Raw genomic sequence first — 20,972 nt, 5'->3', positions numbered from 1 at the left:
CACGGATCCTGGAGCGGTGTCCACCGGCGGTTCGGAGGTACACTCGGGCTCAGCAGGGTGTGTGCGTCGCACCCGCGCGCCAGGTGACCTTCGGGGCCTTCGCGATCCGACCGGTGAGCGATATCTGGAGTCCCCTTGACGAACATCCGCCCCAGGGAGCGTGCGCTGGCTGCGTTCGCGGCCATCGCCTTCGGCTTCGTGATCGCCGGCGCCAACAGCATCAACCCGCTGCTGCCCATGCTCCGGGTCGAGGTGCCCCTGAGTCCGCTCGGTGTGTCGCTGACGTTCGTGGTCTACGTGTCGGCGGCGGTTGCCACCCTCCTGGTCGTCGGCTTCTCGCGGCTGCGGGTGACACCCGGTGTAGCCGTGGTCGCGGCCCTGCTCATCGCGGCGCTCGCGAACCTGCTCCTCGCGTCCTCGAACGAGGTGCAGCTGCTCGTTGGGCGGGCAGCGACCGGGGTCGCGGTCGGGCTCGCGACGGGCGGTGCGGCCGGTCTGGTGGTGGATGCGCTCAAGGGCCGTGGGCGGGGGCTGGCCGCGACGGGGAACCTCGTCGGCGCTGTCGTCGGCACCGCGATCGCCCAGGGGGTTGCGGCGCTCGAGACCGTCGCCGGGGCGATGTCGATGTACGTCGCTGGCGCCGCGATAGCGCTCCTGCTCGCACTGGCGCTTGTCCTGTTGCTTCCCCGGGGCGTGCCACGGGCTGCGCGCAAGCGTGGAGTCGGGGCTCCGACTTCCCGTCGGCTGACGCGCGCCGACGTCCGGACGATCGCGCGCGCCGCGGTGGTCTGGACGGGGCTCAGCGCTGGTGTCGTGTACGCGCCGACGGTGTTCTCCGATGCCGCGATGCCGCTGGCGCAGTTCGGCGGCAGCGTCACCATGCTGGTTGCCGCGGCCGTCGCTCAGCTCGTGAGCGTGCCGCTCGGTCGGCTGCTCCCCGCAGCCAGCGGTCACCTCGCGTTCGCCGTCGGCTGTGCGCTCGCGGTCACGTCGGTGCTGCTCTCGAACAACCCGCTCGCGTTGTTCGCGATGGCGCTGCTCGGTGCGGGAGGGGCTGTGGCCTACCGGACGTCGCTGGTGCATCTGACGCGCGGAGCGGCCCCGAGTCAGCAGAGCTCGCTCGCGTCGAAGTTCGCCGTCGCCACCTACGCGGCATCCGCGTCGACGGTGCTGGCGATCGGTGTGCTCGGGAGTGCGATGCGGACCGAGGTCGTACTCGCGGTGTTCGCGACGCTGCTGAGCGTCGCGGCCCTCTGCATGCATCTGGGTGCGCCCCGGTTCAGAGACCTCGCCGACGGGCCCACCGGCAACGGAGCGCTCTGAGTCCTGGCGACGTCGGCCGCCGCGCGGCCAGCGCCTACCGGGCTGCCGCGCTGTTCGTCGCCAGTCCGATCAGCTGGGAGTACGTCGCGATCGCCTCGGCCTCCGTGATCGCCCCCTTGATGGTCGAGGCCGACAGGGACTCGCCCGCGCCGACAAGGGCGATGCAGAGGAGGTGGAGTTCCGGGTCGGGCATGAGGACGTGCGGCCGAAGGATCGCCTCGAACATCTGGACGCCCGTCTCCTCGAGCTCGCGGTAGATGCTGGCACGTTCTTCGTTGCCCGCCATCGCAGCCCCGACGGCGAAGAACTCGCTGCTCGCATCAGTCGCGCACCGGATGTACGTCTCGGAGAGGGCGTCGATCGTGGGCTCGTGGGCGAGGCCGTCCTTGGCCATTCCCTCTTGGAACGCCCGCTTCCGCTCCGCGTCGATCCACCGGTACAGGGCAGTCAGCAGCGACGAGCGTGACTCGAAGTGATCGTAGACGACGGGCTTCGACACGCCCCCGTGCTGGGCGAGGGTGCCCAGCGTCAGGGCGTCTACCCCGTCCTGCCGCACGATGGCCAGCGCCTTCTCCAGCAAGTCCTGGTGGCGAGCGTCCCAGGGGAGGCGACGCTTCCGTGGTTCCTCGAGAGCCGGTGTTGCTTGGGTCGTCATTAAGCTACCTTCAGTAGGTTACTGTTGCTACAGAAAGTAGCTTACCGAGTTGCGGGTGCCAGCAGGTGGCGTCCAGCTCGCCGATGAGAGGAACCGCCATCACTTCGCAGCCCGTCCACTCAACTCCTCATGCCGACAGTGATGCCGAGGCCGATGGGGCGTCGAACTCAGCGTCGAAGCGGGCGGTGCCTCCTCGCGTCTTCATCTTCGGCATCTCAGGCAGGGTAGGCCGGCTGCTCGCGGCCCGCCTCCAAGGTCAGGGCGTGCCCGTTTCGGGTCTCGTTCGGACGCGGCAGCAGGCTGCAGCGCTCGAGCGGGCCGAGGCGTCGCCGCTGCTCGGTGACCTCGGAGCCTCCACCGCAGACGAGCTCGGGGCGATGATCCGCGACTGCGATGTCGTCGTGTACGCCGCTGGCTCGAATGCTGGCCCCCAGCGCGTGACGGACGACATCGACCTCGCCGCCCTCGGTCGCGTGGCGGAGGCGGTCGAGCGCGTCCGAGGGGTGCGACTCATTCTTCTCTCCGTGCTTCCCGAAGCGTGGCGTGAACGAGCGTTGAGCGACGACGAGGAGCACTACTTCGCGGTCAAGAAGCGGGCAGAGGTGAGCCTGACCCGACAGGATGTCGATTGGGTGATCCTCCGCCCATCGCTCTTGACGGATGACGCTGGAGACGGGGAGGTCTCCCTCGGGCCCGCAGAGGAGCACGGTGAGATACCCCGCGAGGACGTGGCCGCTGTCCTCGAGGCGCTGGTGCTCGAGCCGTCCATCAGGCGGCAGATCCTAGAGTTGAACGAGGGGCAGACGCCGGTCACCGAGGCTGTTCGCGGGTTCGCGCGCGACGTCTGAGATCTGGACTCACCGAGGCAGGTGGGTGTGGTCGCCTAGCGGCGCCGGAAGTCGCCGGCGACGGGGCAGTCGAACGGGTCGCGAGCGTGCAGCCCCACCCGGTTGAGGTACTCGATCACGATGCGGTACGACTCCAGGAGCGAGGTCTCCGTGTACGGCACGTCCTGCTCTTCGCAGTAGGCACGCACGATCTCGCGAGCGCGGGCGAGGTGCGGCCTCGGCATGCTCGGGAAGAGGTGGTGCTCGATCTGGTAGTTGAGTCCGCCCATGAGCGCGCTGGCCCACCAGCCGCCCCGCACGTTGCGGGAGGTGAGGACCTGCCTGCTGAAGAAGTCGAGCTTCACGTCGGCGGGGATGAGCGGCATTCCCTTGTGGTTGGGCGCGAACGACGCCCCCATGTAGACCCCGAAGACCGCCATCTGCACGGCGACGAAGGCGAACGCCATGCCGAGCGGGAGCATCCAGAAGATCGCGCCGAGGTAGATCACGAAGCGGACCGCGATCATCGTCAGCTCCACCCACCGACCCGTGATCTTCTCCCTGGCGAAGAGCGACTTGATGGACCGGAAGTGGAGGTTGTAGCCCTCGAACGTCAGCAGCGGGAAGAACAGGTACCCCTGCTTGCGGGTGATCAGCGCCAGCAGACCCCGTTGCTCGCTCGCCGACTCCTCCGTGAAGGAGATCGTGTCGAAGTCGATGTCGGGATCCTTCCCCTTCTTGTTGGGGTTGGCGTGATGACGGGTGTGCTTCGTCATCCACCAGCTGTAGCTCATCCCGACGATGCCGGCCGCCAGGAAACGACCGAGCCGGTCGTTCGCCCGCCCCGAGGTCAGGACCTGGCGGTGGGAGGCTTCATGCGCGAGGAACGCGAACTGCGTGAAGATGACCCCGAGGGCGGCAGCGATGAGCAGCTGGAACCAGCTGTCTCCGAGCAGAATGAACCCAGCGATCGCAGCGGCGAGCGCGACGAGAAGGCCTGCCGCGAGGGCGCCGTAGAACCCGAGCGTGCGATCGAGGAGCCCCTGCCCGCGGATCGCCTTCGAGACTGCGCCATAGCTCTGCGTGATCCGGGGAGTCTTCTCTCCCTTGGTCGTCCGGCGAACTGCGCCGTAGCTGCTTGGGGTGAGTTTTGACTCAGGCGACTGCACGGCCGGCTCCTTGCTCGGTCGGCACGAGGCGTCAGGCGACCCTCGTGACATGGCTGGCAATTCCGAGCAAGGATTTTAGTAGAACGGTGACGGCGGAGCTAACCGGTCACTCCGCGTTGGCGACTTCAGGCACGGACAGGGCCCACGCGTTCATGGCGTCGAGGACCGTCCGCAGCTGCTCACCGACCTCGGTCAGCTCGTAGACGACCCTCGGCGGGATCTCCGGGTAGGACGTCCGTGTGACAAGCCCGTTGGCCTCAAAGCGCCGCAGCCGGTTCGTGAGCGTGTGCGCACTGATGCCGGGGAGGCGGTCCTTGATCTCGGTGAATCGGAGGGGGCCGTGGAGCAGTTCCCGCACGATCAAGGTGGCCCATGGCCCCTCGAGAAGTACGAGGAATCGGGCGACACCGCACTCGGGGAGATCGTCGCATCTTGACATGAGTTTGAGCATATCCCTTTAGTGCAGTTGACGTAACCGATGCATCCTGTGCACTAATGGACGTATGACCTACTTGATTCATGGCGCCACTGGTGCCCAGGGCGCCCCCGTCATCGCAGCCCTCGCCCAGGCCGACCTCGATGTCACTGCCGCGGTTCGCACACCGAGCTCCTATGCCGGCCCGGGAACGGCGGTTGCCGTCGACTTCACCGACGCCGCCTCGCTGGCCGACGCGTATCGCAGAGTTCAGGGGATCTTCGTCCACCTGCCGATCGGATCGCCTGCCGACCAGCTGTCGGCAGCGAACGCGGTCGCCGACGCCGCCGAGGCGTCGACTCCGGCCCGAGTCGTGGTCTCCACGAGCGGGTACACGCTGGAGGACCCGGAGAGCGCGCTCGCCGTGCTGGTGCGCAGGCTCGAGGAAGCCGAGATCTCGACCGCCATCGTGCAGCCCCGCCTCTACCTCGAGAACCTCCTGCTGCCGTTCGTCGTCGAGTCGGTGCAGGAGCGTGGCATTCTCAGCTACCCCATCCGTGCGGACTACGCGGTCTCCTGGAGCTCCCACCTCGACGTCGCTGACGTCGTCGTCGGACTGCTGCAGGACGACGCGATCACCGGAATCGTCGGCGTCGGCGCCCTCCCCGGTCTGCTCGGCGACGATCTCGCGCAGAGTTTCGCAGCGCACCTTGGTCGTCCGGTCAGGTTCGACAGTCGTGATCCGGATGCGTTCGGAGAGGACCTCGCGCGTGTCATCGGTCCCGGTGCTGCGCCCGTCGTCGAGTCCTACAAGTGGCGAGCCACGCAGCCCCACGAGGTCATCGACGAGGCGACGAGCGCGCAGCGGCGCCTCGGCATCACGCCTCGCTCCGTCACAGAGTGGCTGGGGCAGCTGGGCGTCTAGTCCAGGCGTCGCCTCCAGGTCGGGCGGCTGGCCCAGCCTATCCGTCGCTGAGGCCAGCCGCCCCAGGTCCTTCTCGGTCAGCGCTTCTTCGGCATGACTAAGACAGGGGCTTTGTGCGTCGGAGTTCGACGAGCGCGCGTGCGCTGCCCTCATCCGCGATCTTGCTGGCGCCGTCCGCACGCCAGCCCTGTCGCTCGTAGAAACCGATCGCCCGCTCGTTGCCAGTCAGCACCCACACGTAGGCGTCCGAGTGGCCGGCTGCGCGGAGTTCTTGTTCGGCGCGCCGGATGAGCGAGGCGCCGACCCCCGTCGACCAGTGGTCTGGATGCACGTACAGGCCACCGAGCTCCCCTCGGTGCCCATCGTCGGGGTCTCTCCCGGGCCCGAGTGCGGCCCAGCCGACGATGCGTTCCCCGTCCTCGGCGACGAGCAGCCGATGCGGGCGCACGGCGTCCTGGTCCGTCGCATCGCCGCGCAGGGAGGCGGCGATCCACCGTGTCCAGCCGGCGGTGCGCTGCTCGACGCTCAGGGCGGCCAGCACCTCCGAGGGGACGAGGCCCGCGTAGGCCGCTCGCCACGAGTCGACGTGCACGATGGCGACTGCCCGCGCATCAGCTTCGGTCGCCCAACGCAGAGTGCCGCCTGTCATGCGATCACGCTATCGCTGATCGGGTCACCGGTTCCGAGGGGACGCTCTGCGAGCGTGCTCGGCCAGATAGGCGTGGCCCACCCAGGAAATCCTGCGCAAACGAACCACTGCGGACGGTGCGCTTCTCAGGCCCTCCAGACGCCGACATCGCGCCAATCGCCGGGAAACCCCATCTCACTGACATCCCGCCCGGGCAGCGCCGCGAACCCGCGCTCGACTTCCGACGCGACCTTGAGTGCCCAATTCGAGTCGGGCGCGGCAGCTGTCAAGATCTGCGCGATGACCGCGAGCGCTCCGTAGAGATCTTCGCTCTGTCCAGGAGGAAGGCTCTCCAACTCTTCGATGGTCCTCATCGCCCCTGTCGCAGCCGGGACGAGGGAGCGGTTCCAAAGGCGTCCATGATGGGCAGAGATATTGCGGACGACCGTCAGCTGCTCGAGCCACCGGGCGAACGGATGATGCTTGACGGCTTTGCCGCGTTGCCTGTGCGATAACCGGTCAAGTCGGAGACGAATACCCATGCCTTCAGCCACATCGAACTGGTCTGTTGCGCGCATTCCGTCGTAGAGCATCGATACGTCCGAGAAGTCGAGGACGTCGACGAGCACCCAGATCGGAATCACCCCAGCGTGATTCTGCATGTGATGGTTGATGAACATCGATCTGCGGGCCGCCCGCTTCACCCGTTCGTGCGTCTTGTCGACCCACGACGAGTGGTTGAAGGCATCCCGAAACAGGGACTTGTCCTCGTAGGACAAGGGGCCGTAGCGCCCGAGGACGTAGCTGACCTGACTGCGGAGCGCTACTTCGACCCGCTCGAGCCCGACGTGTACAAGAGAGCGAAGTTTGCGGTCAAGCTCGTACAGTGCCGCAACCTCTGAGAACTTGGTCCCCGGTTGGAACTGATCGGATCGTGAGGGCGCGCCCTCAGCGGTTGTCTCGAATCGACGCGACGTGTACCAGTACCCGCTCAACCGGTAGTAGTTGATCGACTTCAGCCACTGCTCGGGGTTGCCGTCGAGCTCCATGCCCCGGCTCTTGAGGAGCTGAGCCTGCTCTCCGATCGTGAGGTACTTCTTCGGTGAAGGTGACACTCTCGGCATCCTCTCGGACAAAAAAATCCAGCCCACACCGGTGGACCGGGCGGGCTGAACGATTGCACCTAACTTAGCAGGGTTCGGCAGGGAGGCGTTAGCGCCCAGATACGCGAGACCCGTGGGTTCCGAATCGTCTCGGTGGCGGGATGCTCAGCGCAGCACTCCGCAGGCGGTGACCACGCGAAGCAGGACCTGTCCTTCGGTTCCAGCTGGGTAGCTCAGGAGGTACGACCCGGTCTCGTCTTCGATCAAGGTGTGCGAGCCAGTCGCAGGCCATGTGGAGCCGTCGGCATACTCGACCGTCTCACTCGCGGTGCCCGTGGAGGTCACGGCGTCGCCATACTCCTCTTGGAGTTTCGTGACGGTGTTCACGAGGTCGGTGGACGAGAACGTCGTCGCCCACACCCAACGACCGATTCTGGGTTCCTCGCCGGCGCAGGCTGAGACGTTGGGATCAGCTTCGATGAGCCCCGTTGCTTCCGGGAACTCCGCGACCATCCCCTCGGCCACCTCCAGCGATGCGTCGCGTACCTCGTTGAGGGAGAGCTTGAACTTCGGCGGCTCCGGTTCCGTGGGCGCAGTGGGCGAGCATCCAACGAGTGCTGCGAGCACGAGGGGGACGAGCAGCACTGGAGTGAATCGACGGAGGCGCATACCGGCATTCTCCTCCAGAGTTCGGATCATCGGTCATCGGCAGAGCTGTCGAGCTGGGCCAGATCGGGCCGGGTGCGCGTCGGATCTAGTGCTGGCCGGGCAGCGCCCACCGGCGGCGGAGGTAGTCGGCGACGAAGATGTTGCCGAGGAGCGGCAGCGCAGCGAAGATGATCACGCCGACAACCCACGCGCCTGTCCCGCGGAAGACGAAGATGCCGATGGTGGAGACGGCGATCACGGCGACAGACGCGAGGATGCCGTTCCTGCGCACTCGCGACGACCAGTGCTGGCTCGCGCCGATCATGATGAGTCCGGCCACCCAGCCGAGCACCGGCACCAGGTACCAGCCGGCGATGAGGGCGATGGACATGATGATCGGGTACGCGCGGCTCGGCCCGGTCCCTTCGGGCGAGGGCGTCTCCGCCATGGCGTCGGCTGCGATCGTGCTCGGTGCCCCGAGCTCTCGGATGCGGACTCGAGTCTCGTCGGCATCGAGGCCGCGGAGCGTGTCCGCGATGTCGTTGAGCACCTCGTCCCGGACCTGGGGTGTCCCATCGCGAAGCGCTGCTTGGAGCTCCTTCAGGTAGCTGCCTGCGATTTCGTTCTGCGATTCGAAAGGCTTCATCGGTCTCCTGCTTCCGTCTGGTCGCGTGAGCGGATGCTGTCGCTCGCGGTCGTGGTGGTGGTCGTTCGTGATTGCGTGACTTCCTCCACGGCGGAGGCGAACGGCGCCCACTGGGACCTGAACTGCTCCAGCTCGGCGTGTCCCTGACTGGTGATGGCGTAGTACTTCCGGGGTCGCGCCGAGTCGGAGTCGTCGGCGTGCGCGGCGATCAGCTCGCGTTCGCGCAGTCGGGTCATCAACGGGTAGAGCGTTCCGATGCTGCCGATGAGCCCGAGGGAGACCAGTCGTTCTGAGATCAGCCACCCGTACATGGGCCCCTGTTGGAGGAGTCCGAGGACGCAGTACTCGACGACGCCCTTGCGAAGTTGCGCACCGACTGAGGTTGTCATGCATTGCACTTTACTTTGTAATGCAAGGTATTGCAATGCATGTTGTCTGATGCAGGCGCCCCGGACCGCAGGAACGTGGTCAGCGCAGTTCGCGCGCCCGGTAGAAACGTGCAGCGAGACCGGTGCCCACGGTGATGCCGATGACACCGACGGCGGCGCACGCCGCGACGATGCCCTCGAGGGGCAGGGCCGAGAAGGTGTCGTCGCCGAGGATGCCGGTGGCCTGGCCCACCCAGGCTCCGCCCGCGATGACGACCACCGGGGCGTAGACCATGAAGCGTCCACGGGTGTATCCGACGCGGAAGAGCACGGGCAGCTGCACGCCGACCGCCAGGCCGATGATCGCGAACGCCGCCGCGTAGTTCACGAGGAGCAGCTCGGGCGCGAGTTCGCGGTTGCGCACCCACGCCATGACGAAGGTCACTACTGTCGCGACGGCCACCGCGGCGAGGCCGTAGAGGAGTACCGAGATCGCGCGCCCGACGACAACTGCGCCCCGCGAGATCGGGAGCACTCCGTAGAGCGTGTCGAGTCGATCGCGTTCGTCGCCCAGGAACGGGGCGGACAGGATCAGGGATGTGACGAGGGCGGATGCGGCGATCGCCATCCCCGGTAGCGGGAGCACGATGCCGACCAGGGCGATGAACGCGAGCAGCAGCAGCGTCTGCTTCTTGACGGCCCAGGACATCAGGTCGAAGCGAGTGAATGCGAGCGTCATGCCGTTGCCTCCTCGTGTGCGGCGGCCAGGTGGATGATGATGTCGTCGATGGTCGCCTCGTCGATCACGACCTCGGGCCCGTACTGCGGTGAGTCGTCGACGCGGATGAGCGCGGACCATCCCTGGCCGGTGTGCTGGGGGCCGAGTGCGCTCGCGGGCACGGTGCCTGTGCCGCGCGCGATGGCGTAGCTCTCCTTGACGTCGGGGAGTGGGCCTCGGCGCGCGATGTGCCCGCCCACGAGCACGATGAGGTCATCGGCGAGCTCGTCGAGGTCGGTTGTGATGTGCGTCGAGAACAGCACCGCGTGCTGCGGGTCGACCATGAACTCGCGGATCACGTCGGTGATCTCCCGGCGCGATGCCGGATCGAGTCCGCTCGAGGGTTCGTCGAGGATGAGGAGCTCCGGCTGCTGTGCGAGGGCGCACGAGAGCGCGAGCTTCACGCCCTGGCCGCGGGAGAGTTCGCCGACTCGTCGCTTCTCGGGGATGCTGAACCGGTCGAGCAGCTGCGCGAAGCGGGCGTGGTCCCACCGCGGGTAGAACGGGGCGAGCCTTCGGCCGAGCGACGTCACGCGCCAGTCCTCGGCGGCCGTCGGCCGGTCGAGGACGATGCCGGTCTTCGCGAGGGCCGTGCTCGCTCCGGCTGGGCCGCCGAAGACCTCGATGCGTCCCGCGTCGGGGGTGATCAGGCCAAGCAGGGAGCGGATGATCGTGGTCTTCCCGGCGCCATTCGGGCCGACGAGTCCAACCACGGAACCGCGCGGGATGCTGAATGAGATGTCCTCGACCGTGAAGTCGGGTCGAGTGATGCGCAGGTCTGAGATCTGCGCTGCGTCGTCAGTCATTGTTCCTCCAAGCCTCATCAAGGCGTCGGTGCATTTCGTCGATGTCGATGTGTGCGCTTCGAGCTGCGATGAGCAGCTCGTGCAGTGCGGCGGCGACTCGCTCCTCCAGGGCTCCGGAGGCGATCGTGGGGTCGACCTCCAGCACGACGAATCCGCGGCCGTGCTCGTTGCGGACCAGGCCCTCGTGGACGAGGTCGTTGTACGCGCGAGTCACGGTGATGACGCTCACTCGGAGGTCTGCCGCCAACTGGCGCAATGAAGGCAGCGTCTCGCCTGCCGCGGCATCTCCGGACAGGATCGCCGACCGTACCTGCGTCTTGATCTGTTCGTAGATGGGCAACGATGCGCTCGTTGAAATCAGTACTTTCCGCATGCGAACTCCACTGTACATAAACACCATAACACCAGAACAGTTCTCATTCTAGACCCCGCCGTCTTCGGCTCGGATCGACTGCGGACTTGCACCTTCCGCAGCGTCATGTGGTGCAGTGGATGCATCCAGCCACCCCCCCCGAGGAAGGCCCCACATGCTGTCGTCGTTCATCCCGCCCCGCCAGGTCACGATCGGCGGAGCCGCCGAATTCGTCGGGACCACGCCCCGCGCGATTCGCCACTACCACCAGCTGGGGCTGATCCCGGAGCCAGCGCGGGGGAGCGACGACCGCCGCCGCTACGGCTACGACGAGATGATCCAGCTGCTGTGGATCCGTCGGATGGCCGACGCCGGCATCGCCCTCGACGACATCCGCGATGCCTTCGCGGACGCGGACGTGGCCGACTCAGCCGGCAGCGGCGGTGATGTCGCACGCATCCTCGAGCGGCTGGAGGAGTCCCTCGTCGCGCGCCAGGTCGAACTCGAGCGGCAGCGGACGGCTGTGCAGCGCATGCGCGCGCAGGGCAGCAGGGTGGGCTTGCTCTCCGACATCGTGAGCGACCGCCTGGCAGAGCTGCCAGAGGGGGCACTGCGGCAGGACGACCTGGACACCCTCCTCGTGACCGAGCGGATCTTCGGCGCACTCGGTGCCTCCGTCCAGGCATCTCGATTCATCGCCCTGGCCAGCCACCCGGAGCTGCGGGAGGAGGCCGACCGCATCGACGCCGCCGAGGAGGCGCTCGACGATACGGTCGCCGTCGACGACCCCCGCGTGGCCGAGGTGGCCGCTGAACGGGCCGCCTTCGAGGCCGCCCTCAACGGGGTCATCGAGAGCTCCGGCCTCGCGCAGGCCGACAACGACCGTTTCGATGCCTGGGAGGAGTCGCATCCCGCTCCTGCCGATGACGACGAGGGCACCGAGTGCGCCGCCGAAGATGCCGAAGACGCCCGTGCAGCGCGCGGGACGAGCCTCGCCGAGGCCGTCCAAATGATGCCGTACGACTTCTCGCCGGCGCGCTGGCGGAGCATGGAACTCGCCCGGGAACTGGCGCTCGAGCTCTACTGACCCACCACAACGCGAGTCATCGTCGCACATCCTGCCTTTGCGGAGGCGGCGGTGTAGTGAGGTGTCTGAGAGCTGAAACGAGGAGAAGACCATGAGCGCACCGCGAACCCCGCGCGCTTCCCGGCGACCAAAGTTCGGCGCCCGGTGGTGGCTGCCGCTTGTGCTGGTCTCGGCCCTCGGCGGGGTTCTCGTCTGGCTGGCTCAGGGCTGATTCAGGCACACATCACGACCACACTCAACCGTGCTTCAACCAAAGGAACACTGCATGCGACTTCTCGGAACGATTCTTCTTGCCATCGGATTCATCGCACTCGCCTCGGCGGTCCTCATCACCGACCCGACCGCGCTCGATGCGAACATCGGTGCCGGGATCCTCCAGATGGCGGGGTTCGTCGCCGGAGGCGCAGGTCTCGCCGTTCTCCTCATCACCCTGCTCGTTCCGAAGCGCACATCTCGCTGAGGACTTCGCGGACGGAGACCGCCGTCGGTCTAGGTGAGCGAGCCGAAGGCCAGCTCTCCTTCGAACAGGACCGCCGACGGGCTCACCTGGCCGAGCTGGTCGAGCTCCACGTCGCCGCTACCTGCATGCCGAAGAACGGGTTTCCCCGGTGGAGCTCGAAGTTCGTCACGACGTCGCTCACGAAGGTCATCGAGGCGCCGGCCTGCAGGACGCCCCGAAGTCGTACATCCGATTCCACCGCTCGTCCCCGAGGTGGCTCTTCGCTTCTTCACCGAAGTACCTCGCCGACCAGTGGACCGTCCAGTTCACGATGGAGCTCGCGTCGGGCTTCTACTCCAGCGGGCCACGGGGGTACGTCACGCTGCTCGCGCAGCACCTCTCTCCTGCGAGCGGGCTCGTGCAGGTGAAGGCGGAGGCGCTGCCGCTAGCGGAGGCACTGTTCGGGCTGCTCCTCGGTGAGCCGCACCGACGCCGCCTGCTCGGGCTGGCGCCCGCACCGAGCGCGGCGGCTGCGCGCGCGCACGCCGAGCAGGTCATCACCCTCCTCGGGCTGACGGAACGCCCGCGCGACGACGGCTGACGCGGCCCTTCTCGCGGATGTCTGCGGGAGTCGTCAGAGGGGACCCGTCACTCGGTGTCGTCGGCCCCGTCGGCGTCATCGTCGTCGAAGATGCTCTCGATCGGGCACTCGAAGACGCGCGCGAGTCGGAACGCGAGGGGTAGCGAGGGGTCGAAGCGGCCGCGCTCGATGGAGATGACCGTCTGGCGGGAGACGCCGAGCTCCTCCGCGAGGCGCTGCTGCGACCACCCGCGTTGCTTGCGAAGGTCGGGGAGCGCGTTCTTCACGAACTAGCCTCGCCTTCGCTCGAGGCCATACCGGATGCTCACCGATCCCATCGCGACGACGATCACGGCGACCAGGGCCAGGAGTGCGGGAATGTCGAGGTTTCCGACCGCGATGACCGCGGTGCCGAGACCGGTCACGAGCAGGGTGTCGCCGAACGCTCCGCTCGTCGCGCGTTCGATCCACGCCGACTCCACCGACTGCTCGGGGCGCGGGGTGGCTCCTCGGAGGCTGTCTCGGTCGACGGACAGCGCCCACACGAGGCCAGCACAGGCCCAGAACGACACCAGTACCGTCGCGAACCACCCGACGAGCGGGTGCGGGCCGGCGGACCCAGTCAGTACCAGAATCGTTGCGATGACGCAGGCGAGGAGCAGGCCGGAGGGGATCGCCAGCCAGAGCGCCGACCAGCGCCTGCCGAACTTCACTCGGCCCCACCGGCTTCGAGTGTCCGCTGTGTACGAGGAACTCTCGGTGTCCATATTCCGCACTCCCATGTGTAAAGCTAACTTGACTGTCGAGACAGTTATACACGTCAAGCACGCTTGACACAAGGGTGGGGCCAGCGGCCCGTTCAAGCGGGCTCAAGTGAGTCGGCAGATGGCAGTGCCTGCAACCTCGGACGCCGACAGGCGAAGGTCAGAACGCGATCGGCCGCACGTAGTGCGACCCCCGCTGCGACCTGCCGGATGCTGACACCGTGAAGCGCACGATGTCGCTCCGGTAGCGGTCGTCGGAGACCTCGAAGACGCGGCCATCGTTGTCTCGCGTCACCCGGCGCAGGCGCAGGACGGGGGAGCCTTCCTCGATCTCCAGCAGTCTGGCGTCCAGTCCATCGGCGGCCTTCGCGTCGATCTCGTGGTCGATGTCGGTGTAGCCGTAGCCGCGACTGTCGAGGAACTCGGTGATGGACACGGTGTTCAGGTCGACCTCGAAGAGGTGGCGTCCGACTTCCTCCGTGAATGTGAGCCGCTCGAGCATCGTCGGCCGGCCATCGAGGCTGCGGAGTCGAAGGACGTGCACAACAAGCTGGCTCGGCTCGATCCTTCGAAGCTCCGGAGCACCGAGAGCTCCTCCGGCGACTCATCCGCTGGTTGCGTCCCCAGGGCGACGACGAGCTGGCCCCGTTGTCGGAATGACGCCGGAGGGCACCACACGTCGATGAGCGCGGTACGACGAACTGGCTGAGACGATCAACGTATGAGCTTCGACCAGCACGCGAAACCTGCCCGCGCGAAGATCGCGGCCGGTCGGCGACACTCTGCCGGTGTGATGGCAGGCGGCGCTGTGTGCACCGCTGGTCGAGCGCGCTCTGAGGAGGGACGGGTGGAAAGCTGGTCCGACGTGATCTCGGTCGCTGTGGGTGGGGTGCATACCGCCGCGAACACGGGCCGATCTCACACAGTTGGGTTGCGCGCGGACGGCACCGTGCTCGCCACCGGTTGGAACAATGAGGGGCAGTGCGACGTCGGCGACTGGACACAGGTCGTGGCTGTTGCCGCCGGCTGGCGGCGCACTCTCGCCGTCTCCGCGGACGGGCGAGCCCTGGCCGCGGGGAGGCGGAACGAGGGAGCGAATGACGTCGAAGGATGGAGTGAGCTGGTCGCCATCGCTGCGGGAGACTGGCACACGGTCGGGCTTCGCGCAGACGGCACGGCTGTCGCTGCGGGCAACGATCGGAGGGGGCAATCCTCCGTCGCGGACTGGCGCGGCGTGCGAGCGGTGGCTGCGGGCTACCTCCACACTGCCGGTCTGACTCGAGAAGGCCGGGTGGTTGTCGCTGGCGATCGGGCGGCAGGCCTCGTAGATGCGCTGGAGTGGCGCGACGTGGTGGCCCTCTCAGCGGGGAGCCGCCACACGGTTGCTGTCCTCGGGAACGGTCGGGTGCGCGCATCCGGCGACAACAGGCGTGGGCAATGCGAGGTCGCAACGTGGCGGGACGTCGTGGCGGTGGCCGCGGGGTCAGCGCACACGCTCGGCCTGCGCGCAGACGGGACAGTGCTTGCATCCGGCAACAACGACGACGGGCAGTGCAACGTCGCCGAGTGGAAACTCGAACTCGCCTGAAGGGCTGGGCCGAGGCTTCCCTCCTGCCATGCCGCCAGCCGTTCAGCCAGGCTCAAGCGAGTCGGCAGACGACGGCGCCGTGCGGTCTGTGGGTTCGGCTGGTTCGCCGATGGGACTCGAGCACTTCGAATCCGCACGCCTCCAGGGCTTGCTCAAGCTCGTCTGCCGGCCATCGGTACGCGGTTGTGATGGCGTGATCGAACGCTTCACGCGCGGCGCCTTCGAAGTACCCGATGGCGAGCAGGCCGCCTGGGCGCAGGACTCGAGCGAACTCGGTGAGGGGTTCGGAGATGCGAGACGGGTCGTGGTGGATCGTCGAGTACCAGGACAGGACGCCCCCGAGGGAGTCGCCGGGCTCGTCGATCTCGTCGATGCTCCCAAGGTCGTATCGCACGCCGGGATAGGAGGAGCGCGCACGTTCGATGAATCCCGGGACCAGGTCGATGCCCCGGACGTCGAGCCCCCGACTGGCGAGGTAGTTCGTCCAATGTCCGGGCCCGCAGCCGGCATCCAGCACCCGACCGTCAACTGCCGCCGCCCAGCTGTCGATGAGCTGACGGTCGGAGTCGTGCACCGACTCCATCGAACCCAGGAGGCTGCTGTACTCGTCGGCTCGCAGGGAGTAGGCGTCCGTGGTGTTCGACATTCAGCCGATGCTAGTGAAGCGCGAACTCAGCGCCAAGACTCCCGGAGGGCGCTCAGGACAACGGGCACGACAGGCCTGGAGAATGCGGCGCCCGTCACCACGCTCAGGACAGGGCGGTGATGCGCTAGCCTTCACGCAGAGGGAAAAATCCCGTCCTGCTGAGGCAGACGGAAACGCACAAGCGGTCTCGTCGGAGTCGCCACTTCTTCATCGAAGGAGTGCGCTCATGTTCGAATCGACGACGCCTGCCGCCGTACAGGCTCCCCCGCCACGTCTGCGCGATGCGTGGGTTGCGCTGACCGGCCTCTCTGCGGTGTTCCTGTTCGAGATGCTCGACAATTCTGTCCTGAACGTTGCGCTCCCCTCCATCGGGCGCGAGCTCATCGCACCCACCGCCTCGCTGCAGTGGGTCTCCGGGGCGTACTCGCTCGCCTTCGGCGGCCTCATGCTTCTGTTCGGTTCGGTCGCTGACCGGTTCGGTCGCCGCCGCATCATGCTCGCTGGCCTGACGTTGCTCGCGATCGTGAGCGCGCTGACCGTGTTCGTCACGTCGATCGAGCAGCTCATCGCCGTACGCGCGCTGATGGGAGTCGCCGCGGCGATGACAGCCCCAGGCTCGATGGCGTTGGCTTTCCGGCTCTTCGCTCGAGACGAGTTGCGCGTGCGGGCACTGGCGGTCATCTCGACTGCTGGGTTGGTGGGCCTCGCCGCCGGGCCCACGATTGGCGGGTTCGCTCTTGCCGTGTCACCGTGGCAGGCACTGATGGTGGCCAATGCTCCGATCGCAGCGATCGCCTTCGTTGGCATTCGCGCGGGGATCGCCGCTGACCAGCAAGCAGATCCTCACCGCGACCGCATCGATGTGATCGGCGCGATCCTCGGCACGGCAACCGTCGTCGGCGTCCTGCTCACTCCGACCCTGTTCGTCGCTGGTGCCGACGTCACTGTGGAGTGGAGCACGGCGACGGCCACGGTCGCCGCGGCCGTCGCATTCGTGGTCCGTGCCCGCACGGCGCGCCATCCGCTGCTGGACTTGCGACTCGTCGTACAGCCTCAGGTCGCGAGTGGTCTGGCGTACAAGGCCGCCGCGGGCCTTGCGATGGCGGGGCTGTCGTACCTGGTCACAGTGCAATTGCAGCTCGCGTGGGGGTGGCCGCCCGCCCTCGCCGCGATCGCTACGCTGCCGCAGGTCGTGGTGCTTCTCGTGAGCGGCCGCTTCGTCGGCCCGGTTGCCAGACGGCTGGGTCTTGATCGAGCAGCCTGGATGAGCGCGACCGCTGTCGTCGCGGGCCTTGCCGTGTTCGCGCTCCTGGGTCGCTTCGGTTACGCCTGGATCCTGCTTGCGCTCGTGCTCGTCGCCGCCGGGATGCGGGTAGTCGGCGCCGTCGCCGGGAACAACGTCCTGCGCGGCCTCCCCGAGAACCGCACCTCCATCGGTGCCGCCCTCGTCGACACCGCGAGCGAGATCGCCACCGCAGCCGGGATCACCGCTGCTGGCACGATCCTGGCCGCCCATGTCGTCGGCACTATCGCGACGGTGACCTGGACCCCGGACCGACTCGCATCGTTGCAAGACGCGATGCTCATCGCCGGTCTGAGCATCACCGCCCTCGCTGCGGCGCTCGTCGCCATCGGCATCCAACGTTCGCGTCGCACCCTTCCCACGTCGATCACCACACAGGAGTCCACCGATGTCTGACCTCACACCTCGCCCGGCCTTCGATCCCGAGCTGGCCACCTTCCTCACCGCACTCGAAGCGCACGGGCCTCTCACCCTCACGACCGAGATGCTCCCGCACCTGCGCGGCCTCGACATCACGGAAGATGAACTCGACGAGCGGCTGCGGGCTCGCGGGTACGAACGGCGGACGCTCACCGTGCCAGGCCACCTCGGTGATCCGATCACCCTCGCCGTTGTCCAGCGCATCGGCCGCACCGGGATCACGAGCGCGTTCTACACGATCCACGGCGGTGGCATGGTGTTCGGCCACTACCTGGGGAATCTGGACTCATATGAGGACTGGCTCCTGAACGACCACGACGTGGTGCTCATCAGCGTCGACTACCGCCTCGCCCCCGAGTATCCCGACCCGTATCCGGTCGAGGACTGCTACGCGGGGCTGGCCTGGGTCGCAGCGAACGCCGATGCGCTCGACATCGACCCAGAACGCATCGTCGTCGTCGGCCAGAGCGCCGGCGGTGGGCTCGCCGCAGGTACTGCCCTTCTCTCCCGGGAACGGAAAGGGCCAGCCCTGATGGCGCAGATCCTGGTGTCGCCGATGCTCGACGACCGGGACTGCACGGTGTCGACCAGGCAGATCGACGGCATCGGGGTCGCGGATCGGCAGATGACTCGCTTCGGATGGGACGCCTATCTCGGATCCCGCCGCGCCGGCGAGGATGTCTCCGTCTTCGCCGCCCCCGCCCGAGCAACCGATCTCTCCAACCTCCCGCGCACCTACATCGACTGCGGCAGCGTCGAGGTCTTTCGTGATGAGACAGTCGCGTACGCGAGCAGCATCTGGGCAGCAGGCGGCGACGCGGAACTCCACGTGTGGCCGGGTGCCTTCCACGGATTCACGAGCATGATGCCGGGCGCGGTCATCTCTCGAAGCGCCACCGCCGCGCTGGCCGACTGGACGAGGCGACTTCTCGGCATCGCGACGCAATCACGATGAGAGATATGCACATCGTTCGGTGAGGATCGGAGCACTCCGATCAGCAGCTTGAGTCGATCACTCGCGTACTCGTTCCATCGGCGAGGAGGGCCTGGTCGTCGGCGAGGGGGAGCAACGGGTAGTCGGCTCCGTACGTGTCCAGCGTCGTGCGAATGAGGTCCGGTGGGTAGGGCGGCAGCTGCCCATCCGCATGCGGGATGACGGTCTGCTCGACCAGCCCGAGGCCGGTGAGATCAGTGAGCAGGGGCCCATCTGCGGGGTCGTCCATCAGGGAGGCGGGCGTGACATCGGGCCCCGCGATGATCGATCCGGCGCTGGACCCGACATAGGGGAGCCCCGCTCGCACGTGCTCGACCAAGGGGGCGTCGCAGCCAGACACGCGCAGCGCCTCAAGGAGCGCGAAGGTGCTCCCGCTCGCCACGTACAGCGCATCCAGCCCTCCGAGCACGCGCTCGAACTCGGCGACGCTCAGGCCCCGAACGGTGATGCCGACGACCTCGTGGCCCAGCTCCTCCACAGAGTCGCGTTCTGCTCGCACGAACGGAGCCTCCGAGAACGCCACCTGGGCGTCGTCGATGTAGCCGAGGCGGAGCGGGCCTTCGCGATCTGTCGACTCCGCGAGGAAAGACGACAGCGCACCCGGACAGCGAGACAGCAGGAGGATCTTCACGCCGGGCACGGTATCAGCCACCGCCGACAGCTCCATCGAGCCCAGGGTGCGGTGCTCCTCGCAGCGGTAAGCAGCTCACGCGGGCGGCGAGCTCAGAGACCTGGGATGCTGGGGGTGTGGCTCTCTACGACGCGACGCTTTCGCGGACTCCTGGCTTCGTCTCTCGGCGTTCGCTGCCGCGCACGATCGTGGCGACGGGCGCGCTGCTGCTGTGCCTAGCAGCGGTGGTGTTCGCGGTGGTGAACTTCGCCGGGTTGATCGAGTACTCGAGGGAAAGCGCTCAGGAGGCGTCGCGCCCGCGATATCAGGCGCTACGGGGGCTGGGCATTCTTCCCATCGCGATCATCATCCTCGCCGTGACCTTCGGCGTATTCGCTATCGGGGCGATCGCGGGGTCCTGGTCACGAGTGTGGGTCCGCGAGCAGACCGGCACACCACTCCGAAAGCGTTTCGAGGGGTACCACGCGTTCAGTCCGGACGCATTCGAGCGGCTCCACGCGGCGTTCGCATCCGGAGACCCGACCCGGTACGTGCCGCTTCCCGAGCAGACCCGAGGAGGTGATGGCGTCGTCTTCATCTGGACCGCCGACGCCGACCAGCTCGCATTCGTCGGAATGACCTGGGGGAGCAAGCGGAAGGCCACCCTCAACGCACCCCTCATCGTGCTCAGCGGTCGTCCGTTCGGCGACCTCGATCGTGCCCTCCGAGTCGGTCTCACCGTGGGTCGCCGGCCAGGAAGCTGACGAGTCGAAGGGCTCACCAAGCCGGTTGACCTCACGTCGGATGCGGACGCAGCCGAGCTGATCCGACGGCGATCAGTGCCAGGCCTGTGAGCTGTGCACGGCGCCGACGGTGAACGGGCGATCCGTGACGATCGTCGACCATCGCAGCGCGCGGTGAATGCTGTGCCAGAGGACCGAATCCTGACCCGCCCCGAGGGGCCGCCCCGCCGCATCCGCCGTGGTCGCGACGTATCCCAGTGGTTGACGTTCGCCAGGCCACAGGCGCGCAACGCGACCACCGATGACGACCGCGCGCTTCTCGAGCAGCGTCAGGCTGGTGTACCCCATGGGCACGTTCTCGAACAGGACGTCTTGGGTGAAGTCGCCCGCCGTTCCACACCGGGAGACTCCGCGGCGGGTCTCCGCGAAGAGGAGCGTCTCGTCGTGATCTGTGTCGAAGACCGATGGATGGCCCCGCAGCCAGGTCGCGGGCCCGGCAGGCTCATGGTCGATCTTGGGCACCTCGACGCCCTCGTCCCACCACGAGCTCGAATCGACGATCATCGGAACGTTCACGCTCTTCACGAGGCGTGATCATACGGGCTCAGCTCTTGCACGGACAGGGGAAGGTCAACCCTTGGCGCCCGAGATTGGTTTCCGATCGGCGGGTGTCTACGAGTCCGTCGCCGTGATGCTCCGACTAGGCAATTACTCGCGGAAGGCGGCCGTGCCGACTGAGATAGTCCCCGGCGAGCTCCTCTTCGGTGACTCGCCCGCCAGCATGCAGTCGCCGAAGGTACGGGACCAGCCAGCTCCCTTCGGCCTTCACGATGTGCGCAAGTGAGCGCGTTTGCAGGGCTTCGTCAACACTGACCACGCGGCCGGCAGCCCCGTGACCCACGCCCTCGCTCAGCCCGATGGTCCACACCTGGTCTTCGCTCAGCATGAAGTCGACGTCGTAGGGCCAGGCCGGCGAGCCCGCATCTCCCTGCCGCGGCGAGCTGGAGGCCAGGCGCAGAATGCGCTTCTTCGGTTCGCTGCTCACCATCACAACATCATGACCGAGGAACCCCGTCACCGTCGTCGCCTCGCAAAACCCAGGTGCTTTGGTGCGTCTCACGCTGGACGCTCTCCGGTCCCTGTTGTTGAGTGAGT

28 protein-coding genes are annotated in these 20,972 nt (G+C 67.2%); 10 read left to right on the top strand and 18 right to left on the bottom strand.

Features of this window, described 5'->3' with window-relative positions:
- The first annotated feature begins 135 nt into the window (after nt 1-135).
- Nucleotides 136-1,323 carry an MFS transporter gene (locus C5E10_RS16065; protein ID WP_181062808.1) on the top strand — a complete coding sequence of 396 codons (1,188 nt, stop codon included), beginning with the start codon at nt 136-138 and terminating at the stop codon, nt 1,321-1,323.
- 34 nt (nt 1,324-1,357) lie between these two features.
- On the opposite strand, the gene C5E10_RS16060 is transcribed toward C5E10_RS16065, so the two are convergent.
- Complete coding sequence (locus C5E10_RS16060) at nt 1,358-1,978, bottom strand: TetR/AcrR family transcriptional regulator (protein WP_104332485.1); 621 nt, start codon at nt 1,976-1,978, stop codon at nt 1,358-1,360.
- A 185-nt stretch (nt 1,979-2,163) separates the two neighbouring features.
- Between C5E10_RS16060 and C5E10_RS16055 the strand changes: the two genes are divergently transcribed.
- Nucleotides 2,164-2,826 carry an NAD(P)H-binding protein gene (locus C5E10_RS16055; protein ID WP_219820384.1) on the top strand — a complete coding sequence of 221 codons (663 nt, stop codon included), beginning with the start codon at nt 2,164-2,166 and terminating at the stop codon, nt 2,824-2,826.
- Nucleotides 2,827-2,861: 35 nt separating this feature from the next.
- Here C5E10_RS16055 and C5E10_RS16050 read toward each other — a convergent pair whose 3' ends face one another.
- Nucleotides 2,862-3,974, bottom strand: a complete 1,113-nt coding sequence (locus C5E10_RS16050; RefSeq protein ID WP_258071180.1) for an acyl-CoA desaturase — start codon at nt 3,972-3,974, stop codon at nt 2,862-2,864.
- A gap of 106 nt (nt 3,975-4,080) precedes the next feature.
- Nucleotides 4,081-4,413 carry a helix-turn-helix domain-containing protein gene (locus C5E10_RS16045; protein ID WP_104332513.1) on the bottom strand — a complete coding sequence of 111 codons (333 nt, stop codon included), beginning with the start codon at nt 4,411-4,413 and terminating at the stop codon, nt 4,081-4,083.
- Nucleotides 4,414-4,477: 64 nt separating this feature from the next.
- On the opposite strand from C5E10_RS16045, the gene C5E10_RS16040 reads away from it, so the two are divergent.
- The gene (locus C5E10_RS16040; protein WP_104332482.1) at nt 4,478-5,314 is read left to right on the top strand and encodes an SDR family oxidoreductase; all 837 of its coding nucleotides are present in this window, start codon (nt 4,478-4,480) and stop codon (nt 5,312-5,314) included.
- A gap of 97 nt (nt 5,315-5,411) precedes the next feature.
- Here C5E10_RS16040 and C5E10_RS16035 read toward each other — a convergent pair whose 3' ends face one another.
- From C5E10_RS16035 to C5E10_RS16000, 8 genes are all read right to left on the bottom strand, one after another.
- Nucleotides 5,412-5,963, bottom strand: a complete 552-nt coding sequence (locus C5E10_RS16035) for a GNAT family N-acetyltransferase (RefSeq protein ID WP_104332481.1) — start codon at nt 5,961-5,963, stop codon at nt 5,412-5,414.
- 125 nt (nt 5,964-6,088) lie between these two features.
- A complete protein-coding gene (locus tag C5E10_RS16030) occupies nt 6,089-7,057 on the bottom strand; it encodes an Abi family protein (RefSeq protein ID WP_258071179.1) in 969 nt (322 codons plus the stop codon).
- 153 nt (nt 7,058-7,210) lie between these two features.
- A complete protein-coding gene (locus tag C5E10_RS16025; RefSeq protein WP_104332480.1) occupies nt 7,211-7,714 on the bottom strand; it encodes a hypothetical protein in 504 nt (167 codons plus the stop codon).
- A gap of 85 nt (nt 7,715-7,799) precedes the next feature.
- The gene (locus tag C5E10_RS16020) at nt 7,800-8,339 is read right to left on the bottom strand and encodes a hypothetical protein (protein WP_104332479.1); all 540 of its coding nucleotides are present in this window, start codon (nt 8,337-8,339) and stop codon (nt 7,800-7,802) included.
- On the bottom strand, nt 8,336-8,728 hold the full coding sequence (locus tag C5E10_RS16015; protein WP_104239880.1) for a PadR family transcriptional regulator: 393 nt from the start codon (nt 8,726-8,728) through the stop codon (nt 8,336-8,338). The genes C5E10_RS16020 and C5E10_RS16015 overlap by 4 nt, the downstream gene beginning before the upstream one ends.
- A 79-nt stretch (nt 8,729-8,807) precedes the next feature.
- Nucleotides 8,808-9,446, bottom strand: coding sequence for an ABC-2 transporter permease (locus C5E10_RS16010; protein ID WP_181062806.1), 639 nt, complete (start codon nt 9,444-9,446; stop codon nt 8,808-8,810).
- Nucleotides 9,443-10,291 carry an ABC transporter ATP-binding protein gene (locus C5E10_RS16005; protein WP_181062805.1) on the bottom strand — a complete coding sequence of 283 codons (849 nt, stop codon included), beginning with the start codon at nt 10,289-10,291 and terminating at the stop codon, nt 9,443-9,445. The genes C5E10_RS16010 and C5E10_RS16005 overlap by 4 nt, the downstream gene beginning before the upstream one ends.
- On the bottom strand, nt 10,284-10,631 hold the full coding sequence (locus tag C5E10_RS16000) for a GntR family transcriptional regulator (protein WP_228496687.1): 348 nt from the start codon (nt 10,629-10,631) through the stop codon (nt 10,284-10,286). Before C5E10_RS16000 ends, C5E10_RS16005 begins: the two co-directional genes overlap by 8 nt.
- Before the next feature lie 187 nt (nt 10,632-10,818).
- Between C5E10_RS16000 and C5E10_RS15995 the strand changes: the two genes are divergently transcribed.
- From C5E10_RS15995 to C5E10_RS15985, 3 genes are all read left to right on the top strand, one after another.
- A complete protein-coding gene (locus C5E10_RS15995) occupies nt 10,819-11,730 on the top strand; it encodes a MerR family transcriptional regulator (RefSeq protein ID WP_104332477.1) in 912 nt (303 codons plus the stop codon).
- Nucleotides 11,731-11,995: 265 nt separating this feature from the next.
- Nucleotides 11,996-12,190 (top strand): hypothetical protein, encoded by a 195-nt coding sequence (locus tag C5E10_RS15990; protein WP_104301194.1) that lies wholly within the window; start codon nt 11,996-11,998, stop codon nt 12,188-12,190.
- A gap of 148 nt (nt 12,191-12,338) precedes the next feature.
- Nucleotides 12,339-12,770 (top strand): TetR/AcrR family transcriptional regulator C-terminal domain-containing protein, encoded by a 432-nt coding sequence (locus tag C5E10_RS15985; protein ID WP_104332476.1) that lies wholly within the window; start codon nt 12,339-12,341, stop codon nt 12,768-12,770.
- Nucleotides 12,771-12,817: 47 nt separating this feature from the next.
- Here the strand turns inward: C5E10_RS15985 and C5E10_RS15980 are convergent, their stop codons facing one another.
- From C5E10_RS15980 to C5E10_RS15970, 3 genes are all read right to left on the bottom strand, one after another.
- Complete coding sequence (locus C5E10_RS15980) at nt 12,818-13,036, bottom strand: helix-turn-helix transcriptional regulator (RefSeq protein ID WP_104332475.1); 219 nt, start codon at nt 13,034-13,036, stop codon at nt 12,818-12,820.
- A gap of 3 nt (nt 13,037-13,039) precedes the next feature.
- Nucleotides 13,040-13,516 (bottom strand): hypothetical protein, encoded by a 477-nt coding sequence (locus C5E10_RS15975; protein WP_146080313.1) that lies wholly within the window; start codon nt 13,514-13,516, stop codon nt 13,040-13,042.
- A gap of 157 nt (nt 13,517-13,673) precedes the next feature.
- On the bottom strand, nt 13,674-14,057 hold the full coding sequence (locus tag C5E10_RS15970) for a GntR family transcriptional regulator (protein ID WP_181062804.1): 384 nt from the start codon (nt 14,055-14,057) through the stop codon (nt 13,674-13,676).
- A gap of 177 nt (nt 14,058-14,234) precedes the next feature.
- Between C5E10_RS15970 and C5E10_RS15965 the strand changes: the two genes are divergently transcribed.
- A complete protein-coding gene (locus C5E10_RS15965) occupies nt 14,235-15,101 on the top strand; it encodes a chromosome condensation regulator (protein ID WP_104332472.1) in 867 nt (288 codons plus the stop codon).
- Nucleotides 15,102-15,153: 52 nt separating this feature from the next.
- On the opposite strand, the gene C5E10_RS15960 is transcribed toward C5E10_RS15965, so the two are convergent.
- A complete protein-coding gene (locus tag C5E10_RS15960; RefSeq protein ID WP_104332471.1) occupies nt 15,154-15,747 on the bottom strand; it encodes a class I SAM-dependent methyltransferase in 594 nt (197 codons plus the stop codon).
- 226 nt (nt 15,748-15,973) lie between these two features.
- Here C5E10_RS15960 and C5E10_RS15955 point away from each other — a divergent pair, with 226 nt between their 5' ends.
- Nucleotides 15,974-17,446 (top strand): MFS transporter, encoded by a 1,473-nt coding sequence (locus C5E10_RS15955; protein ID WP_104332470.1) that lies wholly within the window; start codon nt 15,974-15,976, stop codon nt 17,444-17,446.
- Nucleotides 17,439-18,425, top strand: coding sequence for an alpha/beta hydrolase (locus C5E10_RS15950; protein WP_104332469.1), 987 nt, complete (start codon nt 17,439-17,441; stop codon nt 18,423-18,425). Before C5E10_RS15955 ends, C5E10_RS15950 begins: the two co-directional genes overlap by 8 nt.
- Nucleotides 18,426-18,465: 40 nt before the next feature.
- Here C5E10_RS15950 and C5E10_RS15945 read toward each other — a convergent pair whose 3' ends face one another.
- A complete protein-coding gene (locus C5E10_RS15945) occupies nt 18,466-19,116 on the bottom strand; it encodes a Type 1 glutamine amidotransferase-like domain-containing protein (RefSeq protein WP_219820383.1) in 651 nt (216 codons plus the stop codon).
- A gap of 95 nt (nt 19,117-19,211) precedes the next feature.
- Here C5E10_RS15945 and C5E10_RS15940 point away from each other — a divergent pair, with 95 nt between their 5' ends.
- The gene (locus C5E10_RS15940) at nt 19,212-19,838 is read left to right on the top strand and encodes a hypothetical protein (RefSeq protein WP_104332468.1); all 627 of its coding nucleotides are present in this window, start codon (nt 19,212-19,214) and stop codon (nt 19,836-19,838) included.
- Nucleotides 19,839-19,910: 72 nt separating this feature from the next.
- Here C5E10_RS15940 and C5E10_RS15935 read toward each other — a convergent pair whose 3' ends face one another.
- A complete protein-coding gene (locus tag C5E10_RS15935) occupies nt 19,911-20,402 on the bottom strand; it encodes a hypothetical protein (RefSeq protein WP_104332467.1) in 492 nt (163 codons plus the stop codon).
- 115 nt (nt 20,403-20,517) lie between these two features.
- Nucleotides 20,518-20,895 carry a hypothetical protein gene (locus tag C5E10_RS15930; RefSeq protein ID WP_146080312.1) on the bottom strand — a complete coding sequence of 126 codons (378 nt, stop codon included), beginning with the start codon at nt 20,893-20,895 and terminating at the stop codon, nt 20,518-20,520.
- Nucleotides 20,896-20,972 lie beyond the last annotated feature (77 nt).

It is taken from the genome of Pseudoclavibacter sp. RFBG4 (genome assembly GCF_002931515.1).
Classification (GTDB): domain Bacteria; phylum Actinomycetota; class Actinomycetes; order Actinomycetales; family Microbacteriaceae; genus Pseudoclavibacter.
This window is presented reverse-complemented; position numbering and strand designations above follow the sequence as displayed.